The sequence below is a fragment of the Pseudovibrio exalbescens genome (genome assembly GCF_028737195.1).
Taxonomy (GTDB): domain Bacteria; phylum Pseudomonadota; class Alphaproteobacteria; order Rhizobiales; family Stappiaceae; genus Pseudovibrio; species Pseudovibrio zosterae.
Map to the genome: position 1 here is coordinate 255,923 of NZ_JAQZAJ010000002.1, position 25,859 is coordinate 281,781.

Below are 25,859 nucleotides of genomic sequence, written 5' to 3' on the forward strand. Positions count from 1 at the left end.
GGCGCCCATCGATCACTGCACATGACAGAGGCCTGTTTTCAGGCCTCTTATTGTTCTCGTAGCTACCTTGCAAAGGAAGGTTTACTTGGCGTCGTCCTGGAACAGACCAACGCGCAGATCTTTGGCAACGTAGATTTTTTCACCGTCAGCCTTAACCCAGCCATCCGCAATGGCGAGCTTCAGCTTGGAGCGCATGACGCGCTTCAGGTCTACACCATACTCGATCTTCTTAACTTCTGGTGTGATCTGACCGGTAAATTTGATCTCGCCAACCGAAAGAGCACGGCCGCGGCCTGGCTCACCCAGCCAGCCGAGGAAGAAACCGGTCATCTGCCACAAAGCGTCAAGGCCCAGGCAGCCTGGCATTACCGGGTCACCTTTGAAGTGACACTCGAAGAACCAGAGGTCAGGCTTGATTTCCAGTTCGGCGCGGATCAGGCCCTTGCCGTATTCGCCACCTTCCTCGGAGATCTCGGAGATCCGATCGAACATGAGCATTGGAGGCAGAGGCAACTGGGCATTGCCCGCGCCAAACAGCTCTCCACGTCCGCATTTCAGTAGGTCTTCGTAGTCGAAGCTCGAACGCCCTGTATGCATCCCATTCCCGCATATTTAATCGCTGTCATCGGCCACCATGCCGTGTATCGGCGCGGCGATCCTAAACGATGGTTTAGTTTTTTCTGTTCGCGCTTTCCTAACACACGCTTTCGGCCAACGAAAGACCAGCGTATGGGAGAATGCGTGTGCCTAATGTCCGCAGTTGCGTTCACACAAGACTGTTCTTATTATTATTGTAAAGCGCAACTGGACCAATTCGGAATTCCAGCTATTCGCGCCGGACGCTCCGTGTGTTGAACAGGTTTCAGCAGAGGGCTCGGGGTTCTTTAGGACGACGAGTCGAGATTTCGATGTGTGGCGACATTCTCGACCAACTGAAAGCAGTCTTCTGACAAGGGAGATTGACTGCAGGGTTATTATGAACGCGATCGAAGAAAACCATGAATTTGACGTAGTGAACATGCTTCGCGAAGCAGGACTGCGTCCAACCCGTCAGCGTGTGGCACTGGCTGAGCTGCTTTTCTCTAAAGGAAACAGACACATATCCGCTGAAGTCCTGCACGAGGAAGCCATCGTGGCAAGCGTGCCGGTATCTCTTGCAACGGTATACAACACCCTGCACCAGTTCACGGAAGTGGGCCTTTTGCGCGAAGTAGCTGTTGAAGGCACCAAGACATATTTCGACACCAACACCCACGAGCATCACCACTTCTTCCTGGAAGATGAAAACCGTGTAGTTGATATTCCGGATAGTGGCCTGCGTTTGGAATCCTTGCCGACCCCTCCGGAAGGTATGGAAATTTCCCGAGTGGAAGTTGTCGTGCGCGTCAGAAAGACTCGCACCCATTAAACAACACGGGCAGAAAAACCCTGTGAATACTTTTGGGGATTCACTTCTTGGGTTTGGCTGCGCCGGGGTTGCCTACGAAATTTTCGGGGCTTTTGCACAGGTCTGAGATGATGCACCGGGAGCATTCCGGTGCACGCGCTTTGCAAATGTAGCGCCCATGCAGGATCAGCCAGTGATGGGCGTGCCGCATGTATTGCGGCGGAATGATCTTCTCCAGCTTCAACTCTACATCCAGCGGCGTCTTTCCCGGCGCGAGCCCCAGCCTGTTTCCAATCCGGAACAAGTGCGTATCTACCGCAATCGTGGGATGGCCAAAGGCAATGTTCAGGACCACATTGGCGGTCTTGCGCCCCACCCCTGGCAGCGCCTCCAGTTCTTCGCGGGTCTGAGGCACCTCGCCGCCGTGCTTTTCGATGAGTTGCTGCGAGAGCAGAAGCGTGTTTTTTGCCTTGTTCTTGTAAAGACCGATGGTGCGTATTTCCTCGCGAATGCGGTCTTCGCCCAAAGCCACCATTTTTTCCGGCGTATCTGCGATTTGGAACAAGTGCCGTGTGGCTTTGTTCACGCCCACGTCTGTTGCCTGCGCTGAAAGCACCACCGCCACCAGCAGCGTAAAGTCGTTGACGTGATCCAGTTCGCCCTTGGGCTCCGGATTGTCTTCGTGAAAGCGCTCAAACAGGGCCGCAATCTCTGCCTTGTTGTACTTGGATCGAGAGAGCGTTTTACGGCGTGGCTTTGCCGGCGTTTTTGCCTTTTCGGGAGCTTTGGTCGGCTCGGCCTTTGTAAGGGTCTTTTCGTATGCCATAAAACCTCTATACTTCACCCCATGACGAGGGACAAATACTACCAATCGCAACAGCGCGAGCGGGTGGAAGTTAGCGACCCTAATGAGTGTTTTCCCCCCTTTTTTGAGGCGGTATTGACCCCTCACAGGTCGATGTCGCCCCTGGGGCTCTCTCGGGTCACTCTTGTTGCCGCTGGTTTTGCGAGCATCTATGCCGTGTTTCTGGCCGCTGTCGGCCTCTGGTTTGCACCGCTCCTTCTGGCTGTGCCGGTGTTGGCGCTCTGGATCGCGTTTGCCTCCAGCACCAAGTCCGGCAAAGCCTATGAGCATGTAAAGGTTTCTCCGGTCGAAATCCATGTGCGCCGTGTCTGTGGCCGGGGCCGAACCGCAGAGTTCAGGCTCAACCCCATTCACACCCGCATTGTGATCCGCAGGCTTGAGGATGAGGGTGTGACGGCGATTTCACTGATCGCCGGCGCTCAGCAGCTTTCCATCGGCGCATTCCTCAATCCCGCAGACAAGGCCAGTTTTGCCGATGCCTTTGTGAAGGCCATCCAAATGGCAAAGCGCGACGGGCTTTCGGTCTACGCCGGTTGAGCTTGGCCCGGCGTTAAGGCGCGCTCGCATTTCGGGTGGCTATTCACCCGCCATGCCCCTACTCTCACATTCCTTCAAGAGAACGGGAAGCGACCCAACAGGGGCATAGGAGTATCTTCGGTGTTGAAACAAGGCGCGTTGGACAAGGAAGCCCTGGAGCAAGTGTCCTTTGATCAGACCTTTGAGGACTATCAGGTCGTGCGCCAGACCCTGAAGACCATCACGGAAACATGGCGCAGTCAGCCATCTCTGGAGCAACTCGCCGCAGATGTTCAGCTCCAGCCAATTCAGCTGCAGCGGGTGTTTTCTCGCTGGGCTGGCATTACCCCGAAGCAGTTCCTTCAGGCGATCACGTTGGACCATGCTCGCTCCCTTTTGCGGGATGCCGCTTCTGTGCTCGACACGTCCTATGAGGTGGGCTTGTCCGGCCCCTCACGCCTTCACGATCTGTTCGTCACCCACGAAGCCATGACCCCCGGTGATTATCGCAAGCGCGGCGAAGGCCTTGTGATCCACTTTGGCTTTCACCCTTGCCCGTTCGGCTATGTACTTCTCATGGCAACGGATAAAGGCCTTGCAGGGCTTGCATTTGCCGACCCGGGTGAAGAGAAGACCGCCCTTGAGGACATGACGCGGCGCTGGCCTGCTGCGGCCTATGAAGAAAGCCTTGAGAAGACAGCACCCTATCTCGATCGGGTGTTCAATCCGGATATGTGGTCGCCGGAGACGCCCTTGCGGCTGGTCTTCATAGGCACAGACTTTGAAGTCCGCGTTTGGCAAACCCTTCTGAAGATCCCCATGGGCAAGGCCACCACCTATTCAGATATCGCTGCAAACATTGGCAAACCGTCTGCCAGCCGTGCGGTAGGTACGGCTGTTGGCAAGAACCCGATCTCGTTTGTGGTGCCTTGTCATCGCGTCCTCGGGCGCTCTGGCGATATGTGTGGCTACCACTGGGGCGTCACCCGAAAACGCGCCATTCTGGGCTGGGAAGCTGGCCTGAGTGGTGCCGTCCTTGAAATGGAATCTCAGGGTCAGTTTTCGTTCTAAGAGGCGAGGATGGAGATGAGAGATCACCAGCTCCTGGCTGTGTGGTGACCTCAAACAAATTTCAAAAAACCGATGCCTTGGCAAAACCGCTCAAAGCAGAAAATCCGGGATCAGTCCCTTATGGGCAAGATGAATGCGGTGGCTTTCAAAACGGTCAATAGGCTCTCCGCCGTGCTGTAGATATTTTCGGTAGATGGTAGCCACAAAAACGTCTGCGGCGGAGAAAGACAAACCGCAGCAGAACGCACTTTTGCGCCACAAGAGGGGCGTCATTGCCTGTAGCTGGCCGCCAATCCACCCTGCCCGCAGCTGTTTCTTGTCTGCCTCCGCAAGGTCGGGGCGCAGAAACTTCAGCACAGTCCGGTTCTGCGGACTGTGAATGGTCGAGCCCACATGAGAGCAGATCGCCCGAATTTCTGCGCGCTCGCTGGAGCTTGAGCCGAGGACGGGTTTCTCCGGGAAGCACTCCTCCAGATATTCAATGATCGCCATGGATTCGACGAGGGTATGCCCCTCATGAACAAGGGCGGGCACAAAGCCAAACGGATTGATCTGGTTCCGGTAGGTGGTCTTCAAGGCCTCGTTGGAAACCTCTACGCGCTCCCATTCAAGCGCCTTGTGCGAAAGCACCCATTCAACGCGTTCCGAACTGTTGGACCCAAGAGCACTGTAAAGTGTAATGGTCATAATAAGCCAGCTAATCAAATACTCGAAAAAACAGCGGGGCTCGAAAACCCCGCTTAAAACTCGGTGATCTTTTAAAGATCAAAGCCCAGAAGATTGCCAACCGTGAACACGTCCTTGTCGCCGCGCCCGCATAGGTTCATCACGATGATCTGATCCTTGTCCATCTGCGGTGCCATCTTGATCACCTGGGCCAGCGCATGGCTCGGTTCCAGTGCCGGAATGATGCCCTCTACGCGGGTCAACATCTGGAACGCGTCCAGTGCTTCGCTGTCGGTGATCGGCACGTAAGTTACCCGGCCCGTATCCCGCAGCCACGAGTGTTCAGGACCGATGCCCGGATAATCAAGACCGGCAGAAACGGAGTGGCCCTCAAGGATCTGACCGTCGTCATCTTGAAGCAGATAGGTCCGGTTGCCATGGAGAACACCTGGCTTGCCTGCATTCAGGGAGGCGCAGTGTTCTTCGCCCTCAAGGCCCTTGCCGCCTGCTTCAACGCCGTAGATCTTGACGGAATCGTCGTCAAGGAACGGGTGGAAAAGACCAATGGCGTTGGAGCCGCCGCCAACAGCAGCCACGATGGCGTCTGGCAAACGACCTTCCATTTCCATAAGCTGCTTCTTGGCTTCATCACCAATCACAGACTGGAAATCGCGCACCATCTCCGGATAAGGGTGCGGGCCTGCCGCTGTCCCAATCAGGTAGTAGGTGTCTTCCACGTTGGTCACCCAGTCACGCAGCGCCTCATTCATGGCGTCTTTCAGCGTGCCTGCCCCTGCCGTCACAGGAACAATCTCCGCACCCAGAAGCTTCATGCGGAATACATTTGGCTTCTGACGTTCAACGTCGGTCGCGCCCATGTAAACAACACAAGGCAGGCCGAAGCGCGCACAAACCGTGGCTGTTGCCACGCCGTGTTGACCAGCGCCAGTCTCGGCAATGATGCGGGTCTTGCCCATGCGCTTTGCCAGCAAGATCTGGCCCAGACAGTTGTTGATCTTGTGAGACCCGGTGTGGTTCAGCTCATCGCGCTTGAAGTAGACCTTCGCGCCGCCCAGCTCCTCAGTGAGGCGCTCTGCAAAATACATCGGAGACGGACGCCCGGTGTAATGGGTGTTCAGCGTCTTGATCTCTTCCGTAAACGTGGGATCGTTCTTGGCGTCGTTGTAAGCCTTTTCCAGATCCAGAATGAGCGGCATAAGCGTTTCGGCTACAAAACGACCGCCGTAAATTCCAAAGTGACCATCTTCATCTGGTCCGGAACGCAGTGTGTTTACCTGTTGGTTCATCGGCTCGATCCCAATTCTCAAGAAAGTGCTGTCCGTGCGCGCTGCACGAACTCTTTTATCAGGGCGACGTCTTTCACACCCTTCTCGCGTTCAACACCGGAGGAAACATCCACTCCGGGCGCGCGGGTGATGCGAAGCGCATCCGCCACGTTTTCAATCGTCAATCCGCCAGACAGCATATAAGGCGTATCCAGCTTCAAGTCTTCCAATAGGTGCCAATCAAAGGAAACCCCGTTGCCGCCGGGGCGGTTTGCGTCCTTTGGCGGTTTGGCATCAAACAGCAGCCGGTCCACCACCCTGTCGTAGGGTGTCACCGCGTCCAGGTCGTCTTTGGACGAGATGCCAAATGCTTTCATCACGGGCGTTTTGAAGATCTCGCGTACCTCCGCGCACCGCTCTGGGCTTTCAGAACCGTGAAGCTGCAAAAGGTCCGGCTTCAATGTGGAGACGATGTCTTCAAGCGTTTCGTTGCTGGCGTTCACGGTCAGCGCCACAATCTGCATCTTACCGCGCACAGGCTCCGCAAGGTGCGCCGCGGCTTCAGTGGAAACATTACGCGGGCTTTTCGGGAAAAAGACAAATCCGATCATATCTGCACCCGCTTCGGCGACTGCATCAACGGTCTCAGGCGTCGAAAGACCACAGATCTTGATTAAAGGCGGTGTCATGGATTTATCCCGATTAGTCTTCTCGATATAGGCCTCTTAGACCAGACTTCCAGCAAAGTCACGGTGTGCTGACCTCAACAATGCTCCCGAAATCACTCAGATTTTTAAGGGGTATCGCGTCGGCAGCATACAAAGCGCTGGCCAAGAGGGCGGCGCGCGGCCGCCCTTGGCATTGTTCAGGTCACATTATAGGCCGCAATGGCCGCCATGTTGAAGATGTCGCTGTCCTTCGCACCCATCGGTACAATCTGCACCGGACGATCGAGACCAACAAGCAACGGCCCAATCAAGGTGCTGCCACCCAGCTCCTGCAACATGCGTGTAGAGATTGAGGCGGCGTGGAACGCCGGCATCACCAGCACGTTTGCTGGTCCGGTCAGGCGGCAGAACGGATAGTTCGACATCTTGTCCATGTTGAGCGCGATGTCTGCACCCATTTCCCCGTCGTACTCAAAGTCCACCCGGCGGCGATCCAGAATTTTCACCGCTTCCTGAAGGCGCGTGGTGCGCTCCCCGGCGGGATGACCAAACGTGGAATAGGCCAGCATGGCAAGGCGCGGCTCATAGCCGAGGCGGCGCGCAACGTGGGCGGCTTCTTCGGCAATGTCCGCCAGCTCCTCGGAGGTTGGCATCTCATGCACAGCCGTATCTGCCACAAGAACCGTGCGGCCGCGATTGATCACCAGAGAAACACCGATCACGCGATGACCGGGCTTTTCGTCAATGCACTTGCGAATGGTCTCCAGCGCCACGGAGTAGTTACGGGTAAGGCCCGTTACCATGCCGTCCGCATCACCTCGCGCCACCATGATGGAAGCCCAGTAGTTGCGGTCGTTATTGACAAGGCGTTGGCAATCGCGCTGCAGGTAGCCCTTGCGCTGCAAGCGGGAATACAGGAACTCGGCATAAGAACCGGCTTTGCTTGACACCCGCGCGTTTTCGATCTTGATCCCCGGGCGGTTGATGTCCACGCCCGCAGAGGCGGCATTGGCGCGGATTTCATCTTCACGGCCTACGAGGATCGCTTCCCCCAACCCTTGGTTCACAAAGGTAGAGGCGGCGCGGATGACCGCATCCTCTTCCCCTTCGGCAAACACAATGCGCTTTGGCGCTTGGCGAACTTTGGAAACGATGCGCTGCAAGGTTCCGGCAATCGGATCGCGGCGGCCCTGAAGGCGCGCTGCATAGGACTGCATGTCGACGATTGGGCGCTTGGCCACGCCGCTGTCCATGGCAGCTTGCGCCACAGCAGGCGGGATCGTGGAGATAAGACGTGGGTCAAACGGCACAGGAATGATGTATTCCGGGCCAAACCGGGGGCGGGTCCCCCGGTAGGCGGCGGCCACTTCATCCGGCACATCTTCGCGCGCGAGCTGCGCCAGTGCTTCTGCACAGGCAATCTTCATCTCGTCGTTGATGGTCGTGGCGTGAACGTCCAGCGCTCCACGGAAAATATAGGGAAAGCCAAGAACGTTGTTCACCTGGTTCGGATAGTCAGACCGGCCCGTGGCCACAATGGCGTCATCCCGAATTTCGTGGGCTTCTTCCGGGGTGATTTCTGGGTCCGGGTTTGCCATGGCGAAGATGATCGGGTTTGGTGCCATGCCCTTCAGCATCTCGGCCGTCAGTGCGCCCTTCACGGACACCCCGAGGAACACGTCCGCATCCTTGAGCGCCTCAGCCAATGAGCGGCGATCGGTTTCCACCGCATGTGCGCTCTTCCACTGGTTCATGCCCTCTGCGCGGCCCTTGTAGATCACGCCTTTGGTATCGCACAACAGCACGTTCTCATGGGGCACGCCCATGGCCTTGATCAGCTCAATACAGGCAATGCCCGCTGCGCCAGCGCCGTTACACACCACCTTGATGTCTTTAACATCGCGGTTCGTCAGGTGCAGCGCATTGATCAGGCCTGCGGCCGCAATAATCGCCGTGCCGTGCTGGTCATCGTGGAACACCGGAATGTCCATCACTTCGCGCAGCTTCTGTTCAATGATGAAGCAGTCCGGAGCCTTGATGTCTTCCAGATTGATGCCACCGAAGGACGGGCCAAGAAAGCGAACGGAGTTGATGAACTCGTCCACGTCGTTGGTGTCGACTTCAAGGTCGATGGAGTCCACATCCGCAAAGCGCTTGAACAAAACCGCCTTGCCTTCCATCACCGGTTTGGAGGCCAGTGCCCCCAAATTGCCAAGCCCCAGGATCGCTGAGCCGTTGGAGATGACCGCAACCATGTTGCCACGCGTTGTATAATCGAAGGCGCGGTTGGGGTCCTCTGCAATGGCCCGCACTGGCACCGCCACACCGGGCGAATAAGCCAGAGACAGATCCCGCTGCGTTGTCATGGGTTTGGTTGGTACAACTTCCAGTTTTCCGGGCTTGCCTTCCTGATGGAACAACAATGCATCCTGATCTGTGAAGCTCACATTATTTCCCGTCGACTTTTCCGACATTCGGTACGTCCCCCCGACCCTGTTCGCAGCTTTTCACTCTTGTTTGGCCCGTGACATTATCCCCGGAAATAACGGGTAACAAGGTCATATAGGGAAGCAGCCTCGTGAAAGGCACAATTCGTTTTGCTAGTGTCGGCGCCATGACGACAGCAGAAGCAAATACCTCCGCGAGCGACAAGGGGCGCGTAACCCCTATGATGGCTCAGTACATCGAAATAAAGACCGCAAATCCAGATAGCCTTCTGTTCTATCGGATGGGCGATTTCTACGAATTGTTTTTTGAAGACGCGGAGATTGCCTCTCAGGCGCTGGGCATCACTCTGACCAAGCGCGGCAAACATCAGGGTGACGATATTCCCATGTGCGGCGTGCCGGTTCATGCTGCCGATGACTATCTGCAAAAGCTGATTGGCTTGGGGCATCGGGTTGCTGTGTGTGAACAGACCGAAGACCCGGCAGAAGCAAAAAAGCGCGGCTCCAAATCCGTGGTACGCCGTGACGTTGTTCGTCTTGTCACGCCGGGCACTTTGACCGAAGACCGCCTTCTGGACGCCCGCCAACATAATTTCCTCTGTGGCATTTCCCGCACCAAGCTTGGCGCTTCTGGTGAAGCAAGCCTCTTTGGTCTGGCATGGATTGACATCTCCACCGGCATATTCCGCGTGGCGGAAACCGATGATGTCCGCCTCGGCGCGGACCTAGCGCGCATCGATCCCTCGGAAATTGTTGTGGCGGACGGCCTGTTGCAGGAGCCGGAACTGCGCGTGGTCCTTGAACAGGCCTCAGGGGCGCTCTCTCCGGTACCACGCACCTTCTTTGAAGGCTCCACCGCTGCGGATCGCGTTGCCCAGTTCTTCAACGTGCGCACACTCGATGGCTTTGCCAACTATTCACGCGCCGAGCTTAGCGCCGCCGCTGGCATTCTGGCTTACATCGAAAAGACACAGCTTGGCGAACGCCCGCCCATCGAGCCGCCGCAAAAGGAATCCTCCAGCGGTCAGATGCTGATCGATCCGGCGACCCGCGCCAATCTGGAGCTGACCCGCACCCTTGCGGGTGACCGCCGAGGAAGCCTGCTGTTTGCGATCGACAAGACCATCACCGGGGCGGGCTCCCGTTTGCTGACCAGCCGTCTTGCCAGCCCGCTGACAAACCCCTCTGAGATCCATCAGCGGCAGGAATCCCTCGCCTATTTCGTGGCCGACACAATGTTGCGGGACGATGTGCGTGGCCTCTTGAAAGCCGCGCCGGACATGTCCCGTGCTCTTTCCCGCCTCGCTGTGGATCGCGGCGGGCCGCGCGACCTTCAGGCCATTTCTCAGAGCTTGAAGTCCGCCCGTGACATTGCCGGGCTTATCGCGTCCAGCAGCGCGCTGCCGGAAGAGCTTCAGCGTGGCCTTGCCGCTCTGGAAGCCGCGCCTCATGCTCTGGGTGAAAAGCTTGATCAGGCAATCGCCGAAGATCCCCCACTCTTGAAGCGGGATGGCGGCTATGTGGCACGCGGTTACAACACCGATTTGGATGAGCTGAAAGCCCTGCGCGATGAGAGCCGCAAGGTGATCGCTCAGATGCAAGCCGATCTGTCGCAGGAGCTGGATGTCCGCTCGTTGAAGATCAAGCACAACAACGTGCTTGGCTGGTTCATCGAAGCGCCAACGGCGCAGTGCGACGCCATGAAGAACAATCCGGAGCGCTTCATTCACCGCCAGAGCATGGCGGGCGCCATGCGCTTCACCACGACTGAACTGGCAGAGCTTGAATCCAAAATCGCCAATGCCGGCGAGCGCGCCCTCGCCATAGAGCTGGAGATTTTTGCCGAACTGTCCAAGGCGGTCGTTGCCGCGACGGCGGAAATCAAGGCTGCGTCCGATGCGCTCGCCATGTTGGACGTTTCCAGTTCACTGGCTGTGCTTGCTGAGGCTGAGAACTACACCCGCCCCGTGATTGATGACAGCTTGTCCTTCGAAATCGTCGGCGGCCGTCATCCGGTCGTGGAACAGGCGCTGGCCAAGTCCTCCGGCGAGCCGTTCGTCGCCAACGATGCTCAGCTGGGACCGCAGGATGGCGCAGATCTGGGGCAGATTTGGCTGATCACCGGTCCAAACATGGCCGGTAAGTCCACGTTCTTGCGCCAAAACGCGTTGATTGCCGTCCTCGCGCAGATTGGTGCGTTTGTCCCGGCAAGCTCTGCCCACATTGGTGTGGTGGACCGGCTTTTCTCCCGCGTGGGTGCAGCAGATGATCTGGCCCGGGGCCGCTCCACCTTCATGGTGGAAATGGTTGAAACGGCAGCCATTTTGAACCAGGCCACCGAGCGGTCGCTTGTCATTCTGGATGAAATCGGCCGTGGCACCGCAACGTTTGATGGACTCTCTATCGCTTGGGCGGCCATTGAGCACCTGCACGAGCAAAACCGCTGCCGTTCGCTTTTCGCCACCCACTACCACGAGCTGACGGTGCTCTCCAAAAAGCTGAGCCGCCTTAACAATGCGACGGTGCGGGTCAAGGAATGGAACGGCGACGTGGTGTTCCTGCATGAAATCGTACCCGGCGCGGCCGATCGCTCCTACGGTATTCAGGTGGCTAAGCTTGCTGGTCTGCCCGCGAGCGTGGTGCATCGTGCCGAAGGTGTCTTGAAGCAGCTGGAAGAGCAGGACCGCAAGGCCCCTTCCGAGGCGCTGATTGACGACCTGCCGCTGTTTGCGGGCATCTCAAAGCCACTGGATCAAATCCCGGAGACGCCGCCAGCGCCTCCTCCTGCTGCTGTGGAGCTGGAGGAGATGATCAAGGCACTTGATCCAGACGACATGACCCCTCGCCAAGCTCACGACAGCCTCTACGCCTTGAAGCAGAAGCTGCGCGAACTGGGAAGCTAAGCGGCTTTGGAGCGCTGGGCTTCAAACGAGCCGAACTCGTAGGCGCTCATGCTCAGGGTGCTGTAGGTGTAGCTGTGATGAATACGACGGCCGCGGGCATTGGCGCCTGCGGCCCCGCAAACCACCGCAAGCGGCAGCAAATGCTCGTCCGTTGGTAGAGCGCGGGTATAGTCCGGATGGCTGGACAGGTTGATGACGGAGTTCGCGTCCGCCCGCTCCATGGCTTCTTTCACATGCTCATCAAAGTCCAGCGCCCACTGCGGTGTAGGGGTTTCATCGCTTCCAAGCTCTTTGAAGTTATGGATTGTGGCACCGGTGCCGATGATCAGAATGTCATTTTCCGCAAGCGGCGCCAGCGCCTTGCCGAGCTCGTAGCTGTCCATCAGATCATAATGTTTCGGAAGCGAAACTTGTACAACGGGGATGCCACCTTCGGGGTTGGACAAGGACAACGGAATCCACGCGCCGTGATCAAGGCCCCAGCCGCTGTCTTCCTGAATGGCAAGGCCCGCCCGGCAGGTGGTGCGCAGCACATGATCTACCAGACAACGCTTTGCTTCTGCAGCATATTTGATCTTGTAGAGTTGATCGGGAAATCCGCGAAAATCATGTATCGTGTCCAGCACGCCGGGCGCGGAAACCTTCAGCGTATCGGTCTGCCAATGGGGAGAAATCATCACCACAGAGGCGGCGCTTCGAATGCGGTCTCCGATCCCGCTCAAGAATTCAGTAGCAGGTCCGGGCTTCAAGACCAGATCAGGTGCTCCATGGGGAAGGAACAGAGGGTTCTGTTTCATGTGAAACCTGCGCTTCCATATTTTCTTAAATCACTTGCCTCCACTCTACAATTGTCTCTGAATATAAGTTAATAGAGTTATTTTTGAAATCACTGTTCACTATATATGTACAATCTGGAGGGCTCCAAACATCGTGTTTTGCCCTCTGGAATTATGCAGGGTCTGCTGTTAGACCTATGTCGAATAACTGACCGGGCGACACATGACACCATCATTGAAAATCAAGCGACTGGCCCATGCAGAAGGTTTGCAGCTGCCAGCCTACGAGTCTCGCGAAGCAGCGGGCATGGATCTGCGTGCAGCCATCGAGAGCACCCTTACATTGAAGCCGGGTGAGCGGGCCCTCATCGACACCGGCCTTTCCATGGCCATTCCCCATGGATTTGAGGGTCAGGTGCGGCCACGTTCAGGCCTTGCTGCCAAGCATGGCGTCACTGTGCTCAACACGCCAGGCACCATCGATTCAGACTACCGCGGTGAGGTGAAGGTCATCCTGATCAATCTGGGTCAGGAAGAGTTTGTGGTAGAGCGCGGCATGCGCATTGCCCAGCTTATCATCGCGCCGGTCACACAGGCCCACATTCTGGAAGTTGCCCATCTCGATGACACCGAGCGTGGCGGCGGCGGCTTTGGTTCTTCAGGCACCCACTAGGGAACAAGAGGCATGACACCGAAACTGATCATCTTTGATTGTGACGGCATTCTGGTGGACACGGAAAAGGTCGCCAACGAGGTGCTTTCCGGCTTCATCGCCCGAGCCGGCCTGACCATTACGCCGGACGAGTGCCACCTGCGCTTCACGGGCCGCACGCTGGACACCATCCGGAGCCTTCTCATCGAAGAAGAAGGTCTTGATCTGGAAGAGGATTGGGCCGATCAGGTGCGCGCCGCCGATCTCGAGGCGTTCCAGAGCGGCATTGAGGCCATCCCCGGCATCAAGGATGTAGTGGAACAGGTGCGCGCCAGCGGCATTCCCTACTGCGTTGGGTCCTCCGGCAAATATGAGAAGATGAACATGACCCTGGCAAGTGCGGGTCTGCTCGACTACTTCAAGGATGTGCTCTACTCGGCGCAGGATGTGCCACACGGCAAACCCTCTCCTGACATTTTTCTTTATGCGGCTAAGGGCATGAAAGTCGACCCGAAGGACTGCATCGTGATCGAAGACAGCTTGCCTGGCCTTCAGGCTGCTCGAGATGCGGGCATGGCGGCGTTTGGCTATGTGGCCGATCCCCTTTCCAATCCGGAAAAGGTTCGCGCACTGGGGGCAACCCCCTTCGAGCGCATGGAAGATTTGCCAGCCCTGCTCGGCCTGCCCGGCGCGTAAAGCGCATTTGTTCTGCAAGATGGTTCTAATCAGCGCGCATATTGGAATGAATTTCTATGGAGCTGCGAAAATTTAATCTCGTTTTTCCAAAATAGAAACTCTGACGCGCCCGTAAACCTCGCAGGTTGCATTCTGAATCACTAGATTGATCTCCAAGACAATTAATGTTGCAGTAACGCAGCGTTTCACACCTTGGAGATCCGTCATGAGCAATCCAGAAGTTGGCCGCGGTAAGATTTTTGGTTCGATCACCGAGACCATCGGCAACACGCCACTCGTTCGTCTCGACCGCCTTTCCGAAAAGTATGGCGTCAAAGCCAACATCCTCGCCAAGCTTGAGTTCTTCAACCCGATCGCCAGCGTGAAAGACCGCATCGGGGTTGCCATGATCGAAGCCATGGAAGCGGAAGGCACAATCACGCCCGGCCAGACCACGCTTGTTGAGCCAACCTCCGGCAATACCGGCATCGCGCTGGCATTCGTTGCGGCTGCGAAAGGATATAAGCTTATCCTCGTCATGCCAGAAACCATGTCCATAGAACGTCGCAAGATGCTGAAGCTGATGGGCGCCGAGTTGGAGCTCACGGAAGGGCCAAAGGGCATGAAAGGCGCGATCGCGCGTGCCAACGAGCTGGTGGAAGAAATTCCCGGCGCAATCATCCCGCAGCAGTTCGAAAACCCGGCCAACCCGGAGATCCACCGCAACACCACGGCGCTGGAAATCTGGAACGACACCAACGGTGAAGTGGATGTGTTCATCTCCGGCATTGGCACCGGCGGCACCATCACCGGCGTTTCTCAGGTACTGAAGGAAAAGAAGCCTTCCGTTCATGTTGTCGCGGTTGAACCGGAAGACAGCCCGGTTCTTTCTGGCGGAGAGCCCGGCCCCCACAAGATCCAGGGCATCGGCGCGGGCTTTGTCCCGGGTGTTCTGGACACTGAGGTCTACGATGAGATTGTCAAGGTAAGCAATGACGATGCCTTTGCCCGCGCCCGTGAAGTGGCCAAGCTGGAGGGTGTACCGGTTGGGATCTCATCCGGCGCAGCGCTTACAGCCGCGGTTCGCGTTGGTCAGCGTGAGGACATGGCAGGAAAGAACATCGTTGTCATCATCCCAAGCTTTGCTGAGCGCTATCTCTCAACCGCTCTTTTTGAAGGCCTCGAATAAGCCAACGGATTGATGATTCACGTGAAATAGGGAGGCCATTGGCCTCCCTTGTGCGTTTGGGGCTCAGGTTGGCGGTGTACCGTTTTCCTGAAGCACCTCGCCTGCCAGATAAAGCGAACCGCAAAAGAGAACGCGCCCAGGCGACATCTGATCCGCCAGATGGCCCTTCAGCTCTCTCAGCGCTTCATCCAGCGTCTCGCAAGGTGTTGCCTCCATACCGGCCTGCCGAACGTACTGTGCCAGCTCAGCGGGGCTGCGTCCCAGTGAGGTGGTTGTCAGCGGCACGGTGAGTACATGGCGGGCCAAGCCTTCAAAATTGGCAAAGAAACCAACCGGGTCCTTGGTCTTCATCATTCCGGCAATGAGAAACAGCGGACGAGAGCTTTGCTCTTCCAGGTCCGCCATGAACGTGGCGGCAACCTGCCCCGCTCCCGGATTGTGGCCCCCATCCACCCAGATGTCAGTGAGCAGTGGCAATTCGTCCACCAGGCCGCCATCGGTAAGGGATTGCATGCGCGCTGGCCAGTTCACATTGCGCAGGGCCTTTTCAACCTGGGGTGAGAACGCGGTTGGATCTTGCAAAAAGCCTGCCGCCCGTACGGCAGCCAGAGCCACTCCAGCGTTTTCCAGCTGGTGCCTTCCCGGCAATTTGGGCAGTACCAGATCGAACAGACCGTTCTCATCCTGATAAACAAGGCGGCCGCGCTCTTCATAGGCACTGAACTCTTGCCCGAACAGCTGAAAAGGTGCCTTGTTGCGCGCTGCTTGCCGCTCCAGCACTGGCAGAACTGCTTCCTGCTGGGTTGCGCTGATCACCGGACGCTCTGGTTTGATGATGCCCGCCTTTTCCTTGGCAATGCCTGCAAGGTCGTTGCCGAGGAAGTCTTCGTGGTCCAGAGAAATTGGCGTGATGATGCTGACCAATGGATCGGGGATGACGTTGGTTGCGTCCAAAATACCGCCCAGCCCTACTTCCAGCACCACAACATCCGCCGGCTCTCTGGCAAACAGCCAGAACGCGGCTGCCGTGGTCGCCTCGAAAAAGGTGATGGCCTGCCCGTCTGCTGCGGTCTCCACCGCCTCCAGCGCTTCAAGAAGCTTGCGATCACTCACAAACGCGCCTTTTTCGCCAAGGCGGATACGTTCATTGAACCGCACCAGATGTGGTGAGGTATAGACGTGAACCCGCTTTCCTTCCGCCTCCAGCAGCGCGCGAACAAACGCGCCCGTGGAGCCCTTGCCGTTCGTTCCGGCGATATGAAACACCGGCGGCAGCGCGAGATGCGGGTTGCCGAGCTTTTCCAGAAGCCGAAGAATGCGATCCAGCGAAAGGTCAATCTCGGCAGGATGCAATGTCATCAGGCGCTTCAGGGCGTCTTGCACGCGGGTCTGCACTTTCGTCATCACAGGGAACACTCCTGCCTTACAAAAAAGTCCGGCAAAAGGCCGGACTTTTAAAGCTTCAAATGGCAGCTTCGAGGTCAGGCGCTGGCAGCGTCTGCGCTCTCTTTTTCTGCGGGAGCCTCAAGGGCCTTTGGTTCGTCCTCCGCTGCGTCCAGCTTCGGCAGCGCAGGTTCGCGCTTCATGAAGATGTTGCAGAGGTTGGAAATGGTATCGCGCATCTCATGGCGATGCACCACCTTGTCCACCATGCCGTGGTCAAGCAGGTATTCTGAGCGCTGGAAGCCTTCAGGAAGCTTTTCGCGAATGGTCTGCTCAATCACACGCTGGCCGGCAAAGCCGATCAGCGCACCCGGCTCCGCCAGATGTACGTCACCCAGCATGGCGTAGGACGCCGTCACGCCGCCAGTCGTCGGGTTGGTCAGAACCACGATGTATGGCAGGCCTGCTTCGCGCAGCATCTGCACCGCAACGGTTGTGCGCGGCAGCTGCATCAGGGAAAGGATGCCTTCCTGCATACGCGCGCCGCCGGAAGCAGCAAACATGACAAACGGTGTCTTGTTCTCAACGGCTGTTTCCATGCCCTTGATGATCGCTTCACCAGCGGCCATGCCCAAAGACCCACCCATGAAGGCAAAGTCCTGCACGGCAACGGTCATGTCAGTGCCATGCACCTTGCCCTGAGCCACCAGAACGGAATCGTCCAGCTCAGTCTTGGTCTTGGCGTCCTTCAGTCGGTCCACGTATTTCTTTTGATCGCGGAACTTCAGAGGATCCTGAGCCACTTCTGGTGTTTTGATCTTGGTATACGCACCTTCGTCGAAGAAGTACTCTAGGCGCTTCTTCGCGGTGATGCGCATATGGAAGTTTGAGTTCGGCACGACCCACTGGTTGGCTTCCAGGTCCCGATGGAAAACCATTTCCCCGGTTTCCGGGCACTTGATCCAGAGGTTCTCCGGCACATCGCGCTTTTCCCAAAAGCTGCGGATCTTTGGCCGAACGACGTTATTAATCCAGTTCACGGGCAACCCTGCCAGTTGTTGATGTTATGATCGATTTGATTGACTGGAACAGACCCTGCTCCAGCAAAAGTAAATGCTTAGCCCCGAGCGCTTTCTACACCCTCACGTAGTGCGCGCACGGTCCCGATAACAGCATCTTTTGTTCCATTTGTGGCCCGGCCGTCTGCATCCAGACTTTCGCGGATAGCTTCCACAAGCACCGAGCCAACAACAACGCCATCTGCGTGGCGGCCAATGTCTCGTGCCTGTTCAGCAGTCTTCACGCCAAAGCCAACGGCGACCGGCAAATCGGTATGCTGTTTGATCCGGGAAACGGAGCTCGCCACAGCCTGCGTATCAGCACTGGCGCTCCCCGTGACACCTGTCACTGAGACGTAATAAACGAAACCGGAAGTGTTGGCTAGCACAGCAGGCAAACGTTTTTCATCAGTGGTCGGCGTTGCAAGGCGAATGAAGTTCAAACCACCCTTCAGGGCGGGAATGCACAGTTCCTCATCTTCCTCAGCAGGAACGTCCACGACGATCAAGCCATCGACACCGGCTTCCTTCGCCTCGGCGACAAACTTGTCAGAGCCACGAACGTAGATCGGGTTGTAGTAACCCATGAGGATGATTGGGGTTTCATCGTCCTTTTCGCGAAACTTGCGCACCATGTCCAAGGTCTTGTCCATGGACTGGCCAGCCTTCAACGCACGCTGCGTTGCCAGCTGAATTGGCACACCTTCGGCCATGGGGTCAGAGAACGGCATGCCCAGCTCAATCACATCGCTGCCAGCCGCTGGAAGGGCCTCCAATATCTCTTGGGACGTTTCCAGATCTGGATCGCCAGCCGTGATGAAGGTCACGAGGGCTGGCCGACCCTCGGCTTTGAGTTTGGCAAATCGCCGATCAATACGCGTCTCTGTCATTTACCCCGACCAATTGGTGTGCTTGGAGAAAGTTCTCCACGAATTCGCTGCACATGGATGTAGGGGTGAGACCTATGCGCTGTCAACAAACAGCTCGGTCAAACGAGGTGTTTTGGCTGATTTTTTACCACTGGCGGTTAATGCGCGGGCCAAAACCCAAGGGTCATCCATAGCAAGTCACAGAGAGTATCGGTTTGTTTACACCTTTCGCGGAAGATGTTGCCCTAACGTAATCAAAGAAAAACAATCCTGAAGTAACAGGAGCTGGCAGTGTTTCTGAACTATTTTGCCTTGTTTCTCATCATCTTTGTGATTTTGGTTGTGGTGTACGGCATCGTCTACATCCACGACATTCCCTACAAGATCGCCGAGAAACGCGAACACCCCCACAAGGACGCCATCTATGCGGCCGGGTGGGTGTCCCTGTTCACGCTTCATGCCATTTGGCCATTTCTCTGGATCTGGGCAACCATGTACCAGAAGGACCGTGGCTATGGCTTTGGCACCCTCAAGCGCAAAGAAGAGGAGCTGGAAGCCAAGGTTGATGAACTCACTGCTCAGATCGCGGCCATGCAACAAAGGCTGCAGGCGTTTGATGACGCAAAGCAGGGGGGCAACTGATGGACCTTCTTCTCATTCTCACCTATGTGGCCATTTGCACGGTCATCTTTAAGGTCTTTCGCATCCCGGTAAACGAGTGGTCATTGACCACCGCCGGCCTTGGCGGCGTGTTTTTGATCGCCGGCCTGCTTTTGTTGATGAACTACAGCCACCCGGCCACAACCATCGCCACCACGTTTTACCGCACCACCCCCATCATTTCCTACCTGCGCGCGCCCATTGTCGAGGTCCCCGTCCAACCCAACGTCCGCATTGAAAAGGGCACGCCGCTCTTGGTTCTGGACGACACGGAGGTCCAGAACCGGGTTCAGGAGCTGGAAGCCCGCAAGGCGCTGGTCGTGGCAGATTTTGATGCCAAGCAGGAAGCCGTCAAAGAAGCGCAGGCAAACGTGCAGGCTGCCAACGCCGCGCTTCAGTTGGCGCAAACCCGCCGTGATGATGCCGCTACTCTCGTGGAACGGGATGTGGCGTCCGTTGCTTCTCTGGAATTCCGCGACCGTGAGTTGGAAACCGCGCAGGCCAGCCTGGCAAGCGCAGAAGCGGCCCTGCGCAGCGCCGAACTTGATGTGGGGGCCCAAACCGCCTCCGGTCAGTCTGCCCAGATCGCAGAAATCGAGTCCCAATTGGCGCAGGCCAAGTGGGAGCTGGATCAAGCCACGATCAAGGCTCCGGCAGATGGCTATGTCACCAGTCTGGCGGTCCGCCCCGGCTTCATGGCCCGGCGCATTGCCCCCAGCATGGTGTTCATCGAAGAGCAGCCCAATCAGGTCATCGCTAGCTTCCTGCAGGTTCACATGCAGCGCCTTCAAGTGGGCGATGAAGCGGAGGTTGCGTTCCTCGGCATTCCCGGCCGCATCTTCAAAGGCAAGATCTCGGCTGTCATCGAGTACATTCCTGAAGGCCAGGTCGCTCCCAGCGGCGAGATCATCTCCCCGGAAGACAGGGGTGATCCGGGTCGCATGAATGTGATCATCGATCTTGACGAAGACATGCGGGAGTACGCCTTGCCGGGCGGCTCATATGGGCAGGTGGCGGTTTACACCGACTACTTCCACCACGTGTCGATCATTCGCAAGGTGCTGCTGCGCATGCAGTCTTGGCTGCACTACCTCTCCTTCGACCACTAAACCAAAAAGCCCCGGAGCGTTTTCCGGGGCTTTTCTGTCTCAACTGGTAGTCTTCTTGAGGTCAGCGGTGGCCATACCGCGCTTCAAGAAGGCCCGCAATGCGGCGCACGTCATGCAGAACTGGCTCCGCAATCTCTGCTGCACGCTCTGCACCTTCGCCAAGAATGGCGTCAATGTGCGTAGGATCTTCCACAAGACGCTTCATCTCCTCACACATGGGCGCAAGCTTTGCCACAGCCAGTTCGGAGAGCGCAGGCTTGAACGCGGAGAACTGCTGTCCACCGAACTCGGCGAGCACTTCATCCTTGGTCTGGCCTGACAGCGCTGCGTAGATGCCAACCAGGTTGTTGGCTTCTGGACGCTCTTCAAGGCCCTTCACTTCGCTTGGCAGTGGTTCCGGGTCCGTCTTCGCCTTTTTGATCTTTTTGGCAATGGCGTCCTGATCATCGGTCAGGTTGATGCGGGACAGATCAGAAGGGTCGGACTTGGACATCTTCTTGGTACCGTCCCGCAAGCTCATGATGCGGGTCGCGGTGCCTGCAATCATTGGCTCTGTCAGCGGAAAGTACAGCTCATCCGGCATTTCCGGATTTGGCTCAGGGTTTGGCACGCCAAGGCCCAGTTCCTTGATCCGCTCTGCATAGTCGTTGTTGAACTTCTGTGCGATGTCGCGGGTCAGCTCAAGGTGCTGTTTCTGGTCTTCGCCAACCGGCACGTGGGTTGCACGATAAGCCAGAATGTCAGCGGCCATCAGGTTTGGATAGGCGAACAGGCCAACACTTGCGTTTTCCTGGTTCTTGCCTGCCTTGTCCTTGAACTGTGTCATGCGCTTCAGCCAGCCCATGCGCGCGATACAGTTGAACACCCATGCCAGTTCGGCGTGTTCCTTCACCTGGCTCTGGTTGAAGATGATCGCTTTCTTCGGATCAATGCCCGCTGCCAGATAGGCAGCCGTGACTTCACGGGTGGCGCGGGTCAGGTCTTCAGGGTCTTGCCACACGGTAAGGGCGTGCAGATCCACCACGCAATAAAGCGCTGGCATCTGGTCCTGAAGCGGAACAAAGCGAGAGATGGCACCAAGATAGTTGCCAAGGTGAAGGTTGCCGGTGGGTTGAACACCGGAGAAAACGCGGGGCTGAAACGCCGTCATTAGAAAGTTTCCCTAGATACTACGGCCTGTTGGAAGGGCCTGATGGGCATGCAATATGCGCATGCACTGTTAGCGGCTCGCCCTCGTGCTGGCAAGGTGTTCAAACGGCGAAACTAGCTGGTGCCGGAGGTTTTCCGCCCTGCAAACCGCTTGGCATATCCCAGAAAGTTCACCGCCCCGGTAACTTGGGCAAATACACCAAAGGAAATCATACCTGCAGTTACCAGAAGCGCCAGATGCCCGGCCCTGACCAGAAACTGCGGCGAGGTTGCCCCCGGCACATAGGTCGACAAGCCCAGCACGACACCGCCCATCAGCACGCTCGCCAACAGCAGCAAAGGCACCCGGCGCACTGCAGCGGCGTCCAGCTTGAAGTGCCCCCGCTTGTAAAGCAGCAGGCCCAACAGCGCCGTGTTCACCCATCCGGCCACAGAGGTTGCCACCGCAATGCCCACATGGGCCATGAATGGGAACAGGGCCAACGCCAGACCCACGTTGATCACCATGGCAACACCAGCAAAGTACATGGGCGTCTTGGTGTCCTCGCGGGAGAAGTACCCCGGCGAAAGAACCTTGTTCAGCACAAAGGCAGGCAGGCCAACGGCAAACGCCATCAAGGCCCATGCGGTCTGGTCCACCGCTTCCGGGCCAAATGCACCACGCTCAAACAGCACACTGATCACTTCTCGTGGGATCAGTACCAGCGCCACTGCGGCGGGCAAGGTCAGCGCCAGAGCAAATTCCATGGATCGGTTCTGGATGCGCAGCACTTCTTCATCCTGCCCGGAACGCAGTGAGCGCGTCAGGCTGGGCAGCAGCACAACGCCAATGGCAATGCCCACCACGCCAAGCGGCAGCTGATAGACCCGGTCCGCGTAGTAAAGGAAAGAGTTGGCGCTTTCCTGCATGGAGGCGATAATGGTGCCAACGGTAATGTTGATCTGGGTAATGCCTCCAGCCAGAACGCCAGGCAGGCCAAGGGCCAGAAGGCGCTTGACGCCGGGTGTCCAGCGCGGGCGAAACAGTGGGATTTTGAAGCCCAAGCGTTTCAGGTCCACCGCCACAAACGCCAGCTGAACCACACCCGCAACGGCGACACCCGCTACCAGAATAACGCCTGTTGTGGCATCAGGTTCCAGCCCGGCAAGCCCAATGCCGGCAAGCACCAAGCCCATCACCACATTCAACATGACCGGTGCCATGGCTGCCGCAGCAAAGCGCTGGAAGGTGTTCAAGATACCGCTGATGAAGGCCAGCAGCGACATGAACAAAAGGTAGGGAAAGGCCACCCGCGCCATCAACACGGTCAGGTCATACTTTGCCGGATCACTGAAGTACCCCGGTGCCAGCACGTACACCAACAGCGGCATGGCGATTTCAGCCAGCGCCGTGACCACCACCAGTGTCCAGAAAAGCGCTGCTGCAATCTCCCCGGCAAACTGGCGCGCGCCCTCCTCTCCCTTTTCTTCGAGGGAGCGGGCAAAAAGCGGCACAAAGGCAGAGTTGAAGGCCCCTTCCGCAAACAGGCGGCGAAACAGGTTCGGCAGCCGAAACGCCACCACAAAAGCATCCGCCACCGGCCCGGCCCCGACAAAGGCGGCGAGCATCACATCACGCAGAAAGCCGAGAAGACGGCTGAGCAGGGTTGCCCCGCCAACGGTTGCAAAGTTTCTGAACAGCATCTTGTATCACTAGCTGGCCAGTCGCGCTCGGCGACGGCGATGGCGGGTTTGGCGTGGCTTCTTGACGGCTTCACCGTCGAAAGCCTCCGTTATCCGCGCCTTTATGGCATCCTGACGACCAACATTGCTTATTTTCTGCCCGGTAAGGTCGGTCACGTAGAAGACGTCCACCGCTTTTTCGCCAAAGGTCACCACATGGGCGGAGGCAATGTTCAAGTTCAGTTCCGAAAGCGCATTCGTCAGACTGAACAACAGGCCGGGGCGGTCGAGGCCGGAGGCTTCCACCACCGTGAAATGCTCAGACCAGGAGTTGCTGACACTCACAGAAGTGCGCACATCAAACGCCTCGTTTTTCTGCAAGGCGTTCTGTTGCTTGCGACTAGGCTTTGGAATCGGTTTGGTGCCGTGCAAGGCTTTCTCGATGATCTCGGTAATGCGCTTGCCGCGTCGCATCTCATCAGCGTCCAGCGGCAATTCTCTGCGAATGGTAATGGTATCGAGGGCGAGGCCATCCTTGGTGGTGTCGATCTGCGCATCAACGATGTTGGCGCCAGCGGCGTAACAGGCCTGCGCGATGATGGAGAGCAAACGTGGATGGTCAGGTGCCAGCACGGTGATCTCGGTGATTTCCTCAAAGGCGTGCGGCTGGACCATGGTGGCCAGGTGCTCTTCCTTCTGGTCGGTTGTGCGGATCAGCTCGGCATGGCGCAGTTTGCGGTCCAGGTCCACCCGTAACCAGTAAGCCGGGTAATGACGTCCAAGGTAGGCCTGCCTTTCTTCCTCCGGCCAGTGCTCCAGACGTTCCAAAACCTCTTGTTTGGCATAGTCGAGCCGCTGCCGGTGAGACAGCTGACCATGGCCGCCACTCATGATTGTTTCGGACTCGTAATAAAGTGTTCTGAGCAGCTGCCCCTTCCACCCGTTGAAGGTGTTGGGCCCCACCGCGCGGATGTCCGCCACGGTCAGGATCAACAGCAGCTTGAGGCGCTCAAGGCTCTGTACCTTGTTGCAGAAGTCTCGGATCGTTTGCGGATCATTCAGATCCCGAGACTGGGCAACGTTGCTCATTTCAAGGTGCATCTCAACCAACCAGGCCACCGTATCGGTCTCGGACGGGCTTAGGCCAAGCCGGGGGCACAAGGCACGGGCAATGCGGGCACCGGCCACGGAATGGTCTTCAGGTCGGCCCTTGGCAATGTCGTGCAGCAGCGTGGCCACATAAAGCACGGTGCGGTTCGGAATGGTTTTGATCAGGTCCGTTGAAAGCGGGTGGTTTTCGCTGCCAAGGCCCCGCTCAATTTCGGACAACACGCCAATAGAGCGGATCAAGTGCTCATCCACTGTGTAGTGATGGTACATGTTGAACTGCATCATGGCGACGATCTTGCCAAACTCCGGCAGAAAACGCCCCAGCACGCCCGCCTCATTCATCGAGCGCAACACGATTTCAGGATCGGAGCGTGAGGTCAGCACCTTCAGGAACAACCGGTTCGCCTTTTCGTCCTCCCGCAGTGTGTTGTCGATCAGCCGCAAAGAGCGGCGCATCAGCTTCAACAGCTCGGGGTGCATGTCCAGATTGTTGCGATCAAGCAGATAGAACACCCGGATGAGGTTCACGGGATCGCTTTTGAATACTTCTTTGGAGGCATGCACCAATCGGCCATTTTCAATGAAGAAGTCCTTGGTGCCCTTGATGGCGGTCTTGCGCGACCTGCGCCCCGGTACCATCACGTTCAAGAAACGCGACAGACTCGGTGCGGACTTTACATGTTGTTCCTCCAACGCAGCCGCAAAAATGCGGGTCAGGTCCCCCACATCCTTGGCCACGAGGAAGTAGTGCTTCATGAAGCGTTCAACGTCCCGCATTCCGGGATGGTCTTTGTAGCCAAGGCGCTCGGCAATCTCACGCTGCACGTTGAAGGACAGACGGTCATCTTCTCGCCCGGTGAGAAAATGCAGATGGCACCGCACTGCCCAGAGAAAATCTTGAGACTTGCGGAAGCGGTTCAGCTGCCCCCGAGAGAAAACGCCAATTTCTGCAAGATCGGCTCCATTATCCACTCGGTAGAAGTATTTTCCGATCCAGAACAGCGTGTTCAGGTCGCGAAGACCGCCTTTGCTTTCCTTCACATTGGGTTCTACCAGATAGCGCGAGGACCCCTGCCGCTCATGGCGTTCATCCCGCTCGGCCAGCTTGGCCTCAATGAACTCCTTGCCGGTCTGCGCAACGATTTCCTTGTCGAAGCGTTTGACCAGCTCGTCAAACAGTTCTGCATCGCCCCAGACAAGGCGGGATTCCAACAGCGCCGTGCGCACGGTCATGTCTGCCTTTGCCTGACGCATGCATTCGTCAAGGTTTCGGGTGGAATGCCCTACCTTCAGCCCCATGTCCCAGAGCATGTAGAGAATGTACTCCACGATCTGGTCTCCCCAGGGGGTCTGTTTGTACGGCCACAGGAAAAGCAGGTCCACGTCTGACTTCGGTGCCAGTGTCCCTCGGCCATAACCACCAACGGCAATCACGGAGAGGCGCTCCGCTTTGCTGGGGGTCGGGTTGGGGTAGACGCGTTTTGTGGCGAACTCGTAAATCACTTTGATGAGGAGATCCTGAACGAAGCTCAGGCGCTCGGCGCAGTGGCGCCCACTCCCATCTGCAAACAGCATTTGCTCGATGGTCTTTCGGGCATCGCTGTTCAGTTCCTTCAGCCGACCTAGGATGGCGTTCCGCACCTTGGGGCTTGATGGGTCTCCACCATGCTCGGAAATCACGTTCTCAAAAGAGACGAGAACGTCGTTGACCGGTACCAGATGTTCGATCTCAAGGTCGCGTGGTGTCATCTTTAAACT

Annotated in this window: 22 protein-coding genes; 9 read left to right on the forward strand and 13 right to left on the reverse strand. The window is 57.2% G+C overall.

Annotated features, from left to right (window positions below; translation table 11 throughout):
* Window positions 1-81: 81 nt before the first annotated feature.
* On the reverse strand, window positions 82-597 hold the full coding sequence (gene fabA / locus PUV47_RS06375) for a 3-hydroxyacyl-[acyl-carrier-protein] dehydratase FabA (protein WP_274217675.1): 516 nt from the start codon (window positions 595-597) through the stop codon (window positions 82-84).
* Window positions 598-976: 379 nt separating this feature from the next.
* Between fabA and irrA the strand changes: the two genes are divergently transcribed.
* On the forward strand, window positions 977-1,408 hold the full coding sequence (gene irrA, locus PUV47_RS06380) for an iron response transcriptional regulator IrrA (RefSeq protein WP_274217676.1): 432 nt from the start codon (window positions 977-979) through the stop codon (window positions 1,406-1,408).
* A 40-nt stretch (window positions 1,409-1,448) separates the two neighbouring features.
* Here the strand turns inward: irrA and nth are convergent, their stop codons facing one another.
* On the reverse strand, window positions 1,449-2,213 hold the full coding sequence (gene nth, locus PUV47_RS06385) for an endonuclease III (protein ID WP_274217677.1): 765 nt from the start codon (window positions 2,211-2,213) through the stop codon (window positions 1,449-1,451).
* A gap of 114 nt (window positions 2,214-2,327) precedes the next feature.
* On the opposite strand from nth, the gene PUV47_RS06390 reads away from it, so the two are divergent.
* Both PUV47_RS06390 and PUV47_RS06395 read left to right on the forward strand, forming a co-directional pair.
* Window positions 2,328-2,789: a DUF2244 domain-containing protein gene (locus PUV47_RS06390; protein WP_274217678.1), complete on the forward strand. Its 462-nt coding sequence runs from the start codon at window positions 2,328-2,330 to the stop codon at window positions 2,787-2,789.
* A gap of 138 nt (window positions 2,790-2,927) precedes the next feature.
* Window positions 2,928-3,839 carry a methylated-DNA--[protein]-cysteine S-methyltransferase gene (locus tag PUV47_RS06395; protein ID WP_274218295.1) on the forward strand — a complete coding sequence of 304 codons (912 nt, stop codon included), beginning with the start codon at window positions 2,928-2,930 and terminating at the stop codon, window positions 3,837-3,839.
* A gap of 90 nt (window positions 3,840-3,929) precedes the next feature.
* On the opposite strand, the gene PUV47_RS06400 is transcribed toward PUV47_RS06395, so the two are convergent.
* The 4 genes from PUV47_RS06400 to PUV47_RS06415 all read right to left on the reverse strand — a co-directional run bounded on the left by PUV47_RS06400 (window position 3,930) and on the right by PUV47_RS06415 (window position 8,933).
* Window positions 3,930-4,526, reverse strand: coding sequence for a glutathione S-transferase family protein (locus tag PUV47_RS06400; protein ID WP_274217679.1), 597 nt, complete (start codon window positions 4,524-4,526; stop codon window positions 3,930-3,932).
* 71 nt (window positions 4,527-4,597) lie between these two features.
* Window positions 4,598-5,812 (reverse strand): tryptophan synthase subunit beta, encoded by a 1,215-nt coding sequence (gene trpB / locus PUV47_RS06405; protein WP_274217680.1) that lies wholly within the window; start codon window positions 5,810-5,812, stop codon window positions 4,598-4,600.
* 17 nt (window positions 5,813-5,829) lie between these two features.
* On the reverse strand, window positions 5,830-6,480 hold the full coding sequence (locus tag PUV47_RS06410) for a phosphoribosylanthranilate isomerase (RefSeq protein WP_274217681.1): 651 nt from the start codon (window positions 6,478-6,480) through the stop codon (window positions 5,830-5,832).
* A gap of 176 nt (window positions 6,481-6,656) precedes the next feature.
* Window positions 6,657-8,933, reverse strand: coding sequence for an NADP-dependent malic enzyme (locus PUV47_RS06415; RefSeq protein ID WP_274217682.1), 2,277 nt, complete (start codon window positions 8,931-8,933; stop codon window positions 6,657-6,659).
* Window positions 8,934-9,073: 140 nt separating this feature from the next.
* Here PUV47_RS06415 and mutS point away from each other — a divergent pair, with 140 nt between their 5' ends.
* Window positions 9,074-11,809, forward strand: coding sequence for a DNA mismatch repair protein MutS (gene mutS / locus PUV47_RS06420; protein ID WP_274217683.1), 2,736 nt, complete (start codon window positions 9,074-9,076; stop codon window positions 11,807-11,809).
* On the opposite strand, the gene PUV47_RS06425 is transcribed toward mutS, so the two are convergent.
* Complete coding sequence (locus PUV47_RS06425) at window positions 11,806-12,606, reverse strand: DODA-type extradiol aromatic ring-opening family dioxygenase (RefSeq protein ID WP_274217684.1); 801 nt, start codon at window positions 12,604-12,606, stop codon at window positions 11,806-11,808. The two genes, mutS and PUV47_RS06425, sit on opposite strands and share 4 nt — an antisense overlap.
* A gap of 202 nt (window positions 12,607-12,808) precedes the next feature.
* Between PUV47_RS06425 and dut the strand changes: the two genes are divergently transcribed.
* The 3 genes from dut (at window position 12,809) to cysK (ending at window position 15,101) form a co-directional block, all read left to right on the forward strand.
* Window positions 12,809-13,258: a dUTP diphosphatase gene (gene dut / locus PUV47_RS06430; RefSeq protein ID WP_319622936.1), complete on the forward strand. Its 450-nt coding sequence runs from the start codon at window positions 12,809-12,811 to the stop codon at window positions 13,256-13,258.
* 12 nt (window positions 13,259-13,270) lie between these two features.
* Window positions 13,271-13,933, forward strand: coding sequence for an HAD family hydrolase (locus tag PUV47_RS06435; protein ID WP_274217685.1), 663 nt, complete (start codon window positions 13,271-13,273; stop codon window positions 13,931-13,933).
* A gap of 205 nt (window positions 13,934-14,138) precedes the next feature.
* Window positions 14,139-15,101 (forward strand): cysteine synthase A, encoded by a 963-nt coding sequence (cysK, locus tag PUV47_RS06440; protein WP_274217686.1) that lies wholly within the window; start codon window positions 14,139-14,141, stop codon window positions 15,099-15,101.
* Between the two features lie 63 nt (window positions 15,102-15,164).
* On the opposite strand, the gene PUV47_RS06445 is transcribed toward cysK, so the two are convergent.
* From PUV47_RS06445 to trpA, 3 genes are all read right to left on the reverse strand, one after another.
* Window positions 15,165-16,505, reverse strand: a complete 1,341-nt coding sequence (locus PUV47_RS06445) for a bifunctional folylpolyglutamate synthase/dihydrofolate synthase (RefSeq protein ID WP_274217687.1) — start codon at window positions 16,503-16,505, stop codon at window positions 15,165-15,167.
* Between the two features lie 77 nt (window positions 16,506-16,582).
* Complete coding sequence (accD, locus tag PUV47_RS06450) at window positions 16,583-17,524, reverse strand: acetyl-CoA carboxylase, carboxyltransferase subunit beta (protein WP_274217688.1); 942 nt, start codon at window positions 17,522-17,524, stop codon at window positions 16,583-16,585.
* A gap of 77 nt (window positions 17,525-17,601) precedes the next feature.
* On the reverse strand, window positions 17,602-18,432 hold the full coding sequence (gene trpA / locus PUV47_RS06455; RefSeq protein WP_274217689.1) for a tryptophan synthase subunit alpha: 831 nt from the start codon (window positions 18,430-18,432) through the stop codon (window positions 17,602-17,604).
* 270 nt (window positions 18,433-18,702) lie between these two features.
* Here trpA and PUV47_RS06460 point away from each other — a divergent pair, with 270 nt between their 5' ends.
* Both PUV47_RS06460 and PUV47_RS06465 read left to right on the forward strand, forming a co-directional pair.
* The gene (locus PUV47_RS06460) at window positions 18,703-19,053 is read left to right on the forward strand and encodes a DUF3302 domain-containing protein (RefSeq protein WP_274217690.1); all 351 of its coding nucleotides are present in this window, start codon (window positions 18,703-18,705) and stop codon (window positions 19,051-19,053) included.
* Complete coding sequence (locus PUV47_RS06465; protein ID WP_274217691.1) at window positions 19,053-20,180, forward strand: HlyD family secretion protein; 1,128 nt, start codon at window positions 19,053-19,055, stop codon at window positions 20,178-20,180. The genes PUV47_RS06460 and PUV47_RS06465 overlap by 1 nt, the downstream gene beginning before the upstream one ends.
* Before the next feature lie 61 nt (window positions 20,181-20,241).
* Here PUV47_RS06465 and trpS read toward each other — a convergent pair whose 3' ends face one another.
* The 3 genes from trpS to PUV47_RS06480 all read right to left on the reverse strand — a co-directional run bounded on the left by trpS (window position 20,242) and on the right by PUV47_RS06480 (window position 25,850).
* Window positions 20,242-21,330, reverse strand: coding sequence for a tryptophan--tRNA ligase (gene trpS, locus PUV47_RS06470; RefSeq protein ID WP_274217692.1), 1,089 nt, complete (start codon window positions 21,328-21,330; stop codon window positions 20,242-20,244).
* Between the two features lie 113 nt (window positions 21,331-21,443).
* Entirely contained in the window at window positions 21,444-23,012 is a 1,569-nt protein-coding gene (gene murJ, locus PUV47_RS06475; protein WP_274217693.1) for a murein biosynthesis integral membrane protein MurJ, read from the reverse strand.
* Between the two features lie 9 nt (window positions 23,013-23,021).
* Window positions 23,022-25,850, reverse strand: coding sequence for a [protein-PII] uridylyltransferase (locus PUV47_RS06480; RefSeq protein ID WP_274217694.1), 2,829 nt, complete (start codon window positions 25,848-25,850; stop codon window positions 23,022-23,024).
* Between the last annotated feature and the right edge of the window lie 9 nt (window positions 25,851-25,859).

What these genes read in the sequence shown, in the direction of transcription:
- fabA (WP_274217675.1), bottom strand. Translation starts at nt 597, where the DNA reads ATGCATACAGGGCGTTCGAGCTTCGACTACGAAGACCTACTGAAATGC.
- irrA (WP_274217676.1), top strand. Translation starts at nt 977, where the DNA reads ATGAACGCGATCGAAGAAAACCATGAATTTGACGTAGTGAACATGCTT.
- nth (WP_274217677.1), bottom strand. Translation starts at nt 2,213, where the DNA reads ATGGCATACGAAAAGACCCTTACAAAGGCCGAGCCGACCAAAGCTCCC.
- PUV47_RS06400 (WP_274217679.1), bottom strand. Translation starts at nt 4,526, where the DNA reads ATGACCATTACACTTTACAGTGCTCTTGGGTCCAACAGTTCGGAACGC.
- trpB (WP_274217680.1), bottom strand. Translation starts at nt 5,812, where the DNA reads ATGAACCAACAGGTAAACACACTGCGTTCCGGACCAGATGAAGATGGT.
- PUV47_RS06410 (WP_274217681.1), bottom strand. Translation starts at nt 6,480, where the DNA reads ATGACACCGCCTTTAATCAAGATCTGTGGTCTTTCGACGCCTGAGACC.
- PUV47_RS06415 (WP_274217682.1), bottom strand. Translation starts at nt 8,933, where the DNA reads ATGTCGGAAAAGTCGACGGGAAATAATGTGAGCTTCACAGATCAGGAT.
- mutS (WP_274217683.1), top strand. Translation starts at nt 9,074, where the DNA reads ATGACGACAGCAGAAGCAAATACCTCCGCGAGCGACAAGGGGCGCGTA.
- PUV47_RS06425 (WP_274217684.1), bottom strand. Translation starts at nt 12,606, where the DNA reads ATGAAACAGAACCCTCTGTTCCTTCCCCATGGAGCACCTGATCTGGTC.
- dut (WP_319622936.1), top strand. Translation starts at nt 12,809, where the DNA reads ATGACACCATCATTGAAAATCAAGCGACTGGCCCATGCAGAAGGTTTG.
- PUV47_RS06435 (WP_274217685.1), top strand. Translation starts at nt 13,271, where the DNA reads ATGACACCGAAACTGATCATCTTTGATTGTGACGGCATTCTGGTGGAC.
- cysK (WP_274217686.1), top strand. Translation starts at nt 14,139, where the DNA reads ATGAGCAATCCAGAAGTTGGCCGCGGTAAGATTTTTGGTTCGATCACC.
- PUV47_RS06445 (WP_274217687.1), bottom strand. Translation starts at nt 16,505, where the DNA reads ATGACGAAAGTGCAGACCCGCGTGCAAGACGCCCTGAAGCGCCTGATG.
- trpA (WP_274217689.1), bottom strand. Translation starts at nt 18,432, where the DNA reads ATGACAGAGACGCGTATTGATCGGCGATTTGCCAAACTCAAAGCCGAG.
- PUV47_RS06465 (WP_274217691.1), top strand. Translation starts at nt 19,053, where the DNA reads ATGGACCTTCTTCTCATTCTCACCTATGTGGCCATTTGCACGGTCATC.
- trpS (WP_274217692.1), bottom strand. Translation starts at nt 21,330, where the DNA reads ATGACGGCGTTTCAGCCCCGCGTTTTCTCCGGTGTTCAACCCACCGGC.
- murJ (WP_274217693.1), bottom strand. Translation starts at nt 23,012, where the DNA reads ATGCTGTTCAGAAACTTTGCAACCGTTGGCGGGGCAACCCTGCTCAGC.
- PUV47_RS06480 (WP_274217694.1), bottom strand. Translation starts at nt 25,850, where the DNA reads ATGACACCACGCGACCTTGAGATCGAACATCTGGTACCGGTCAACGAC.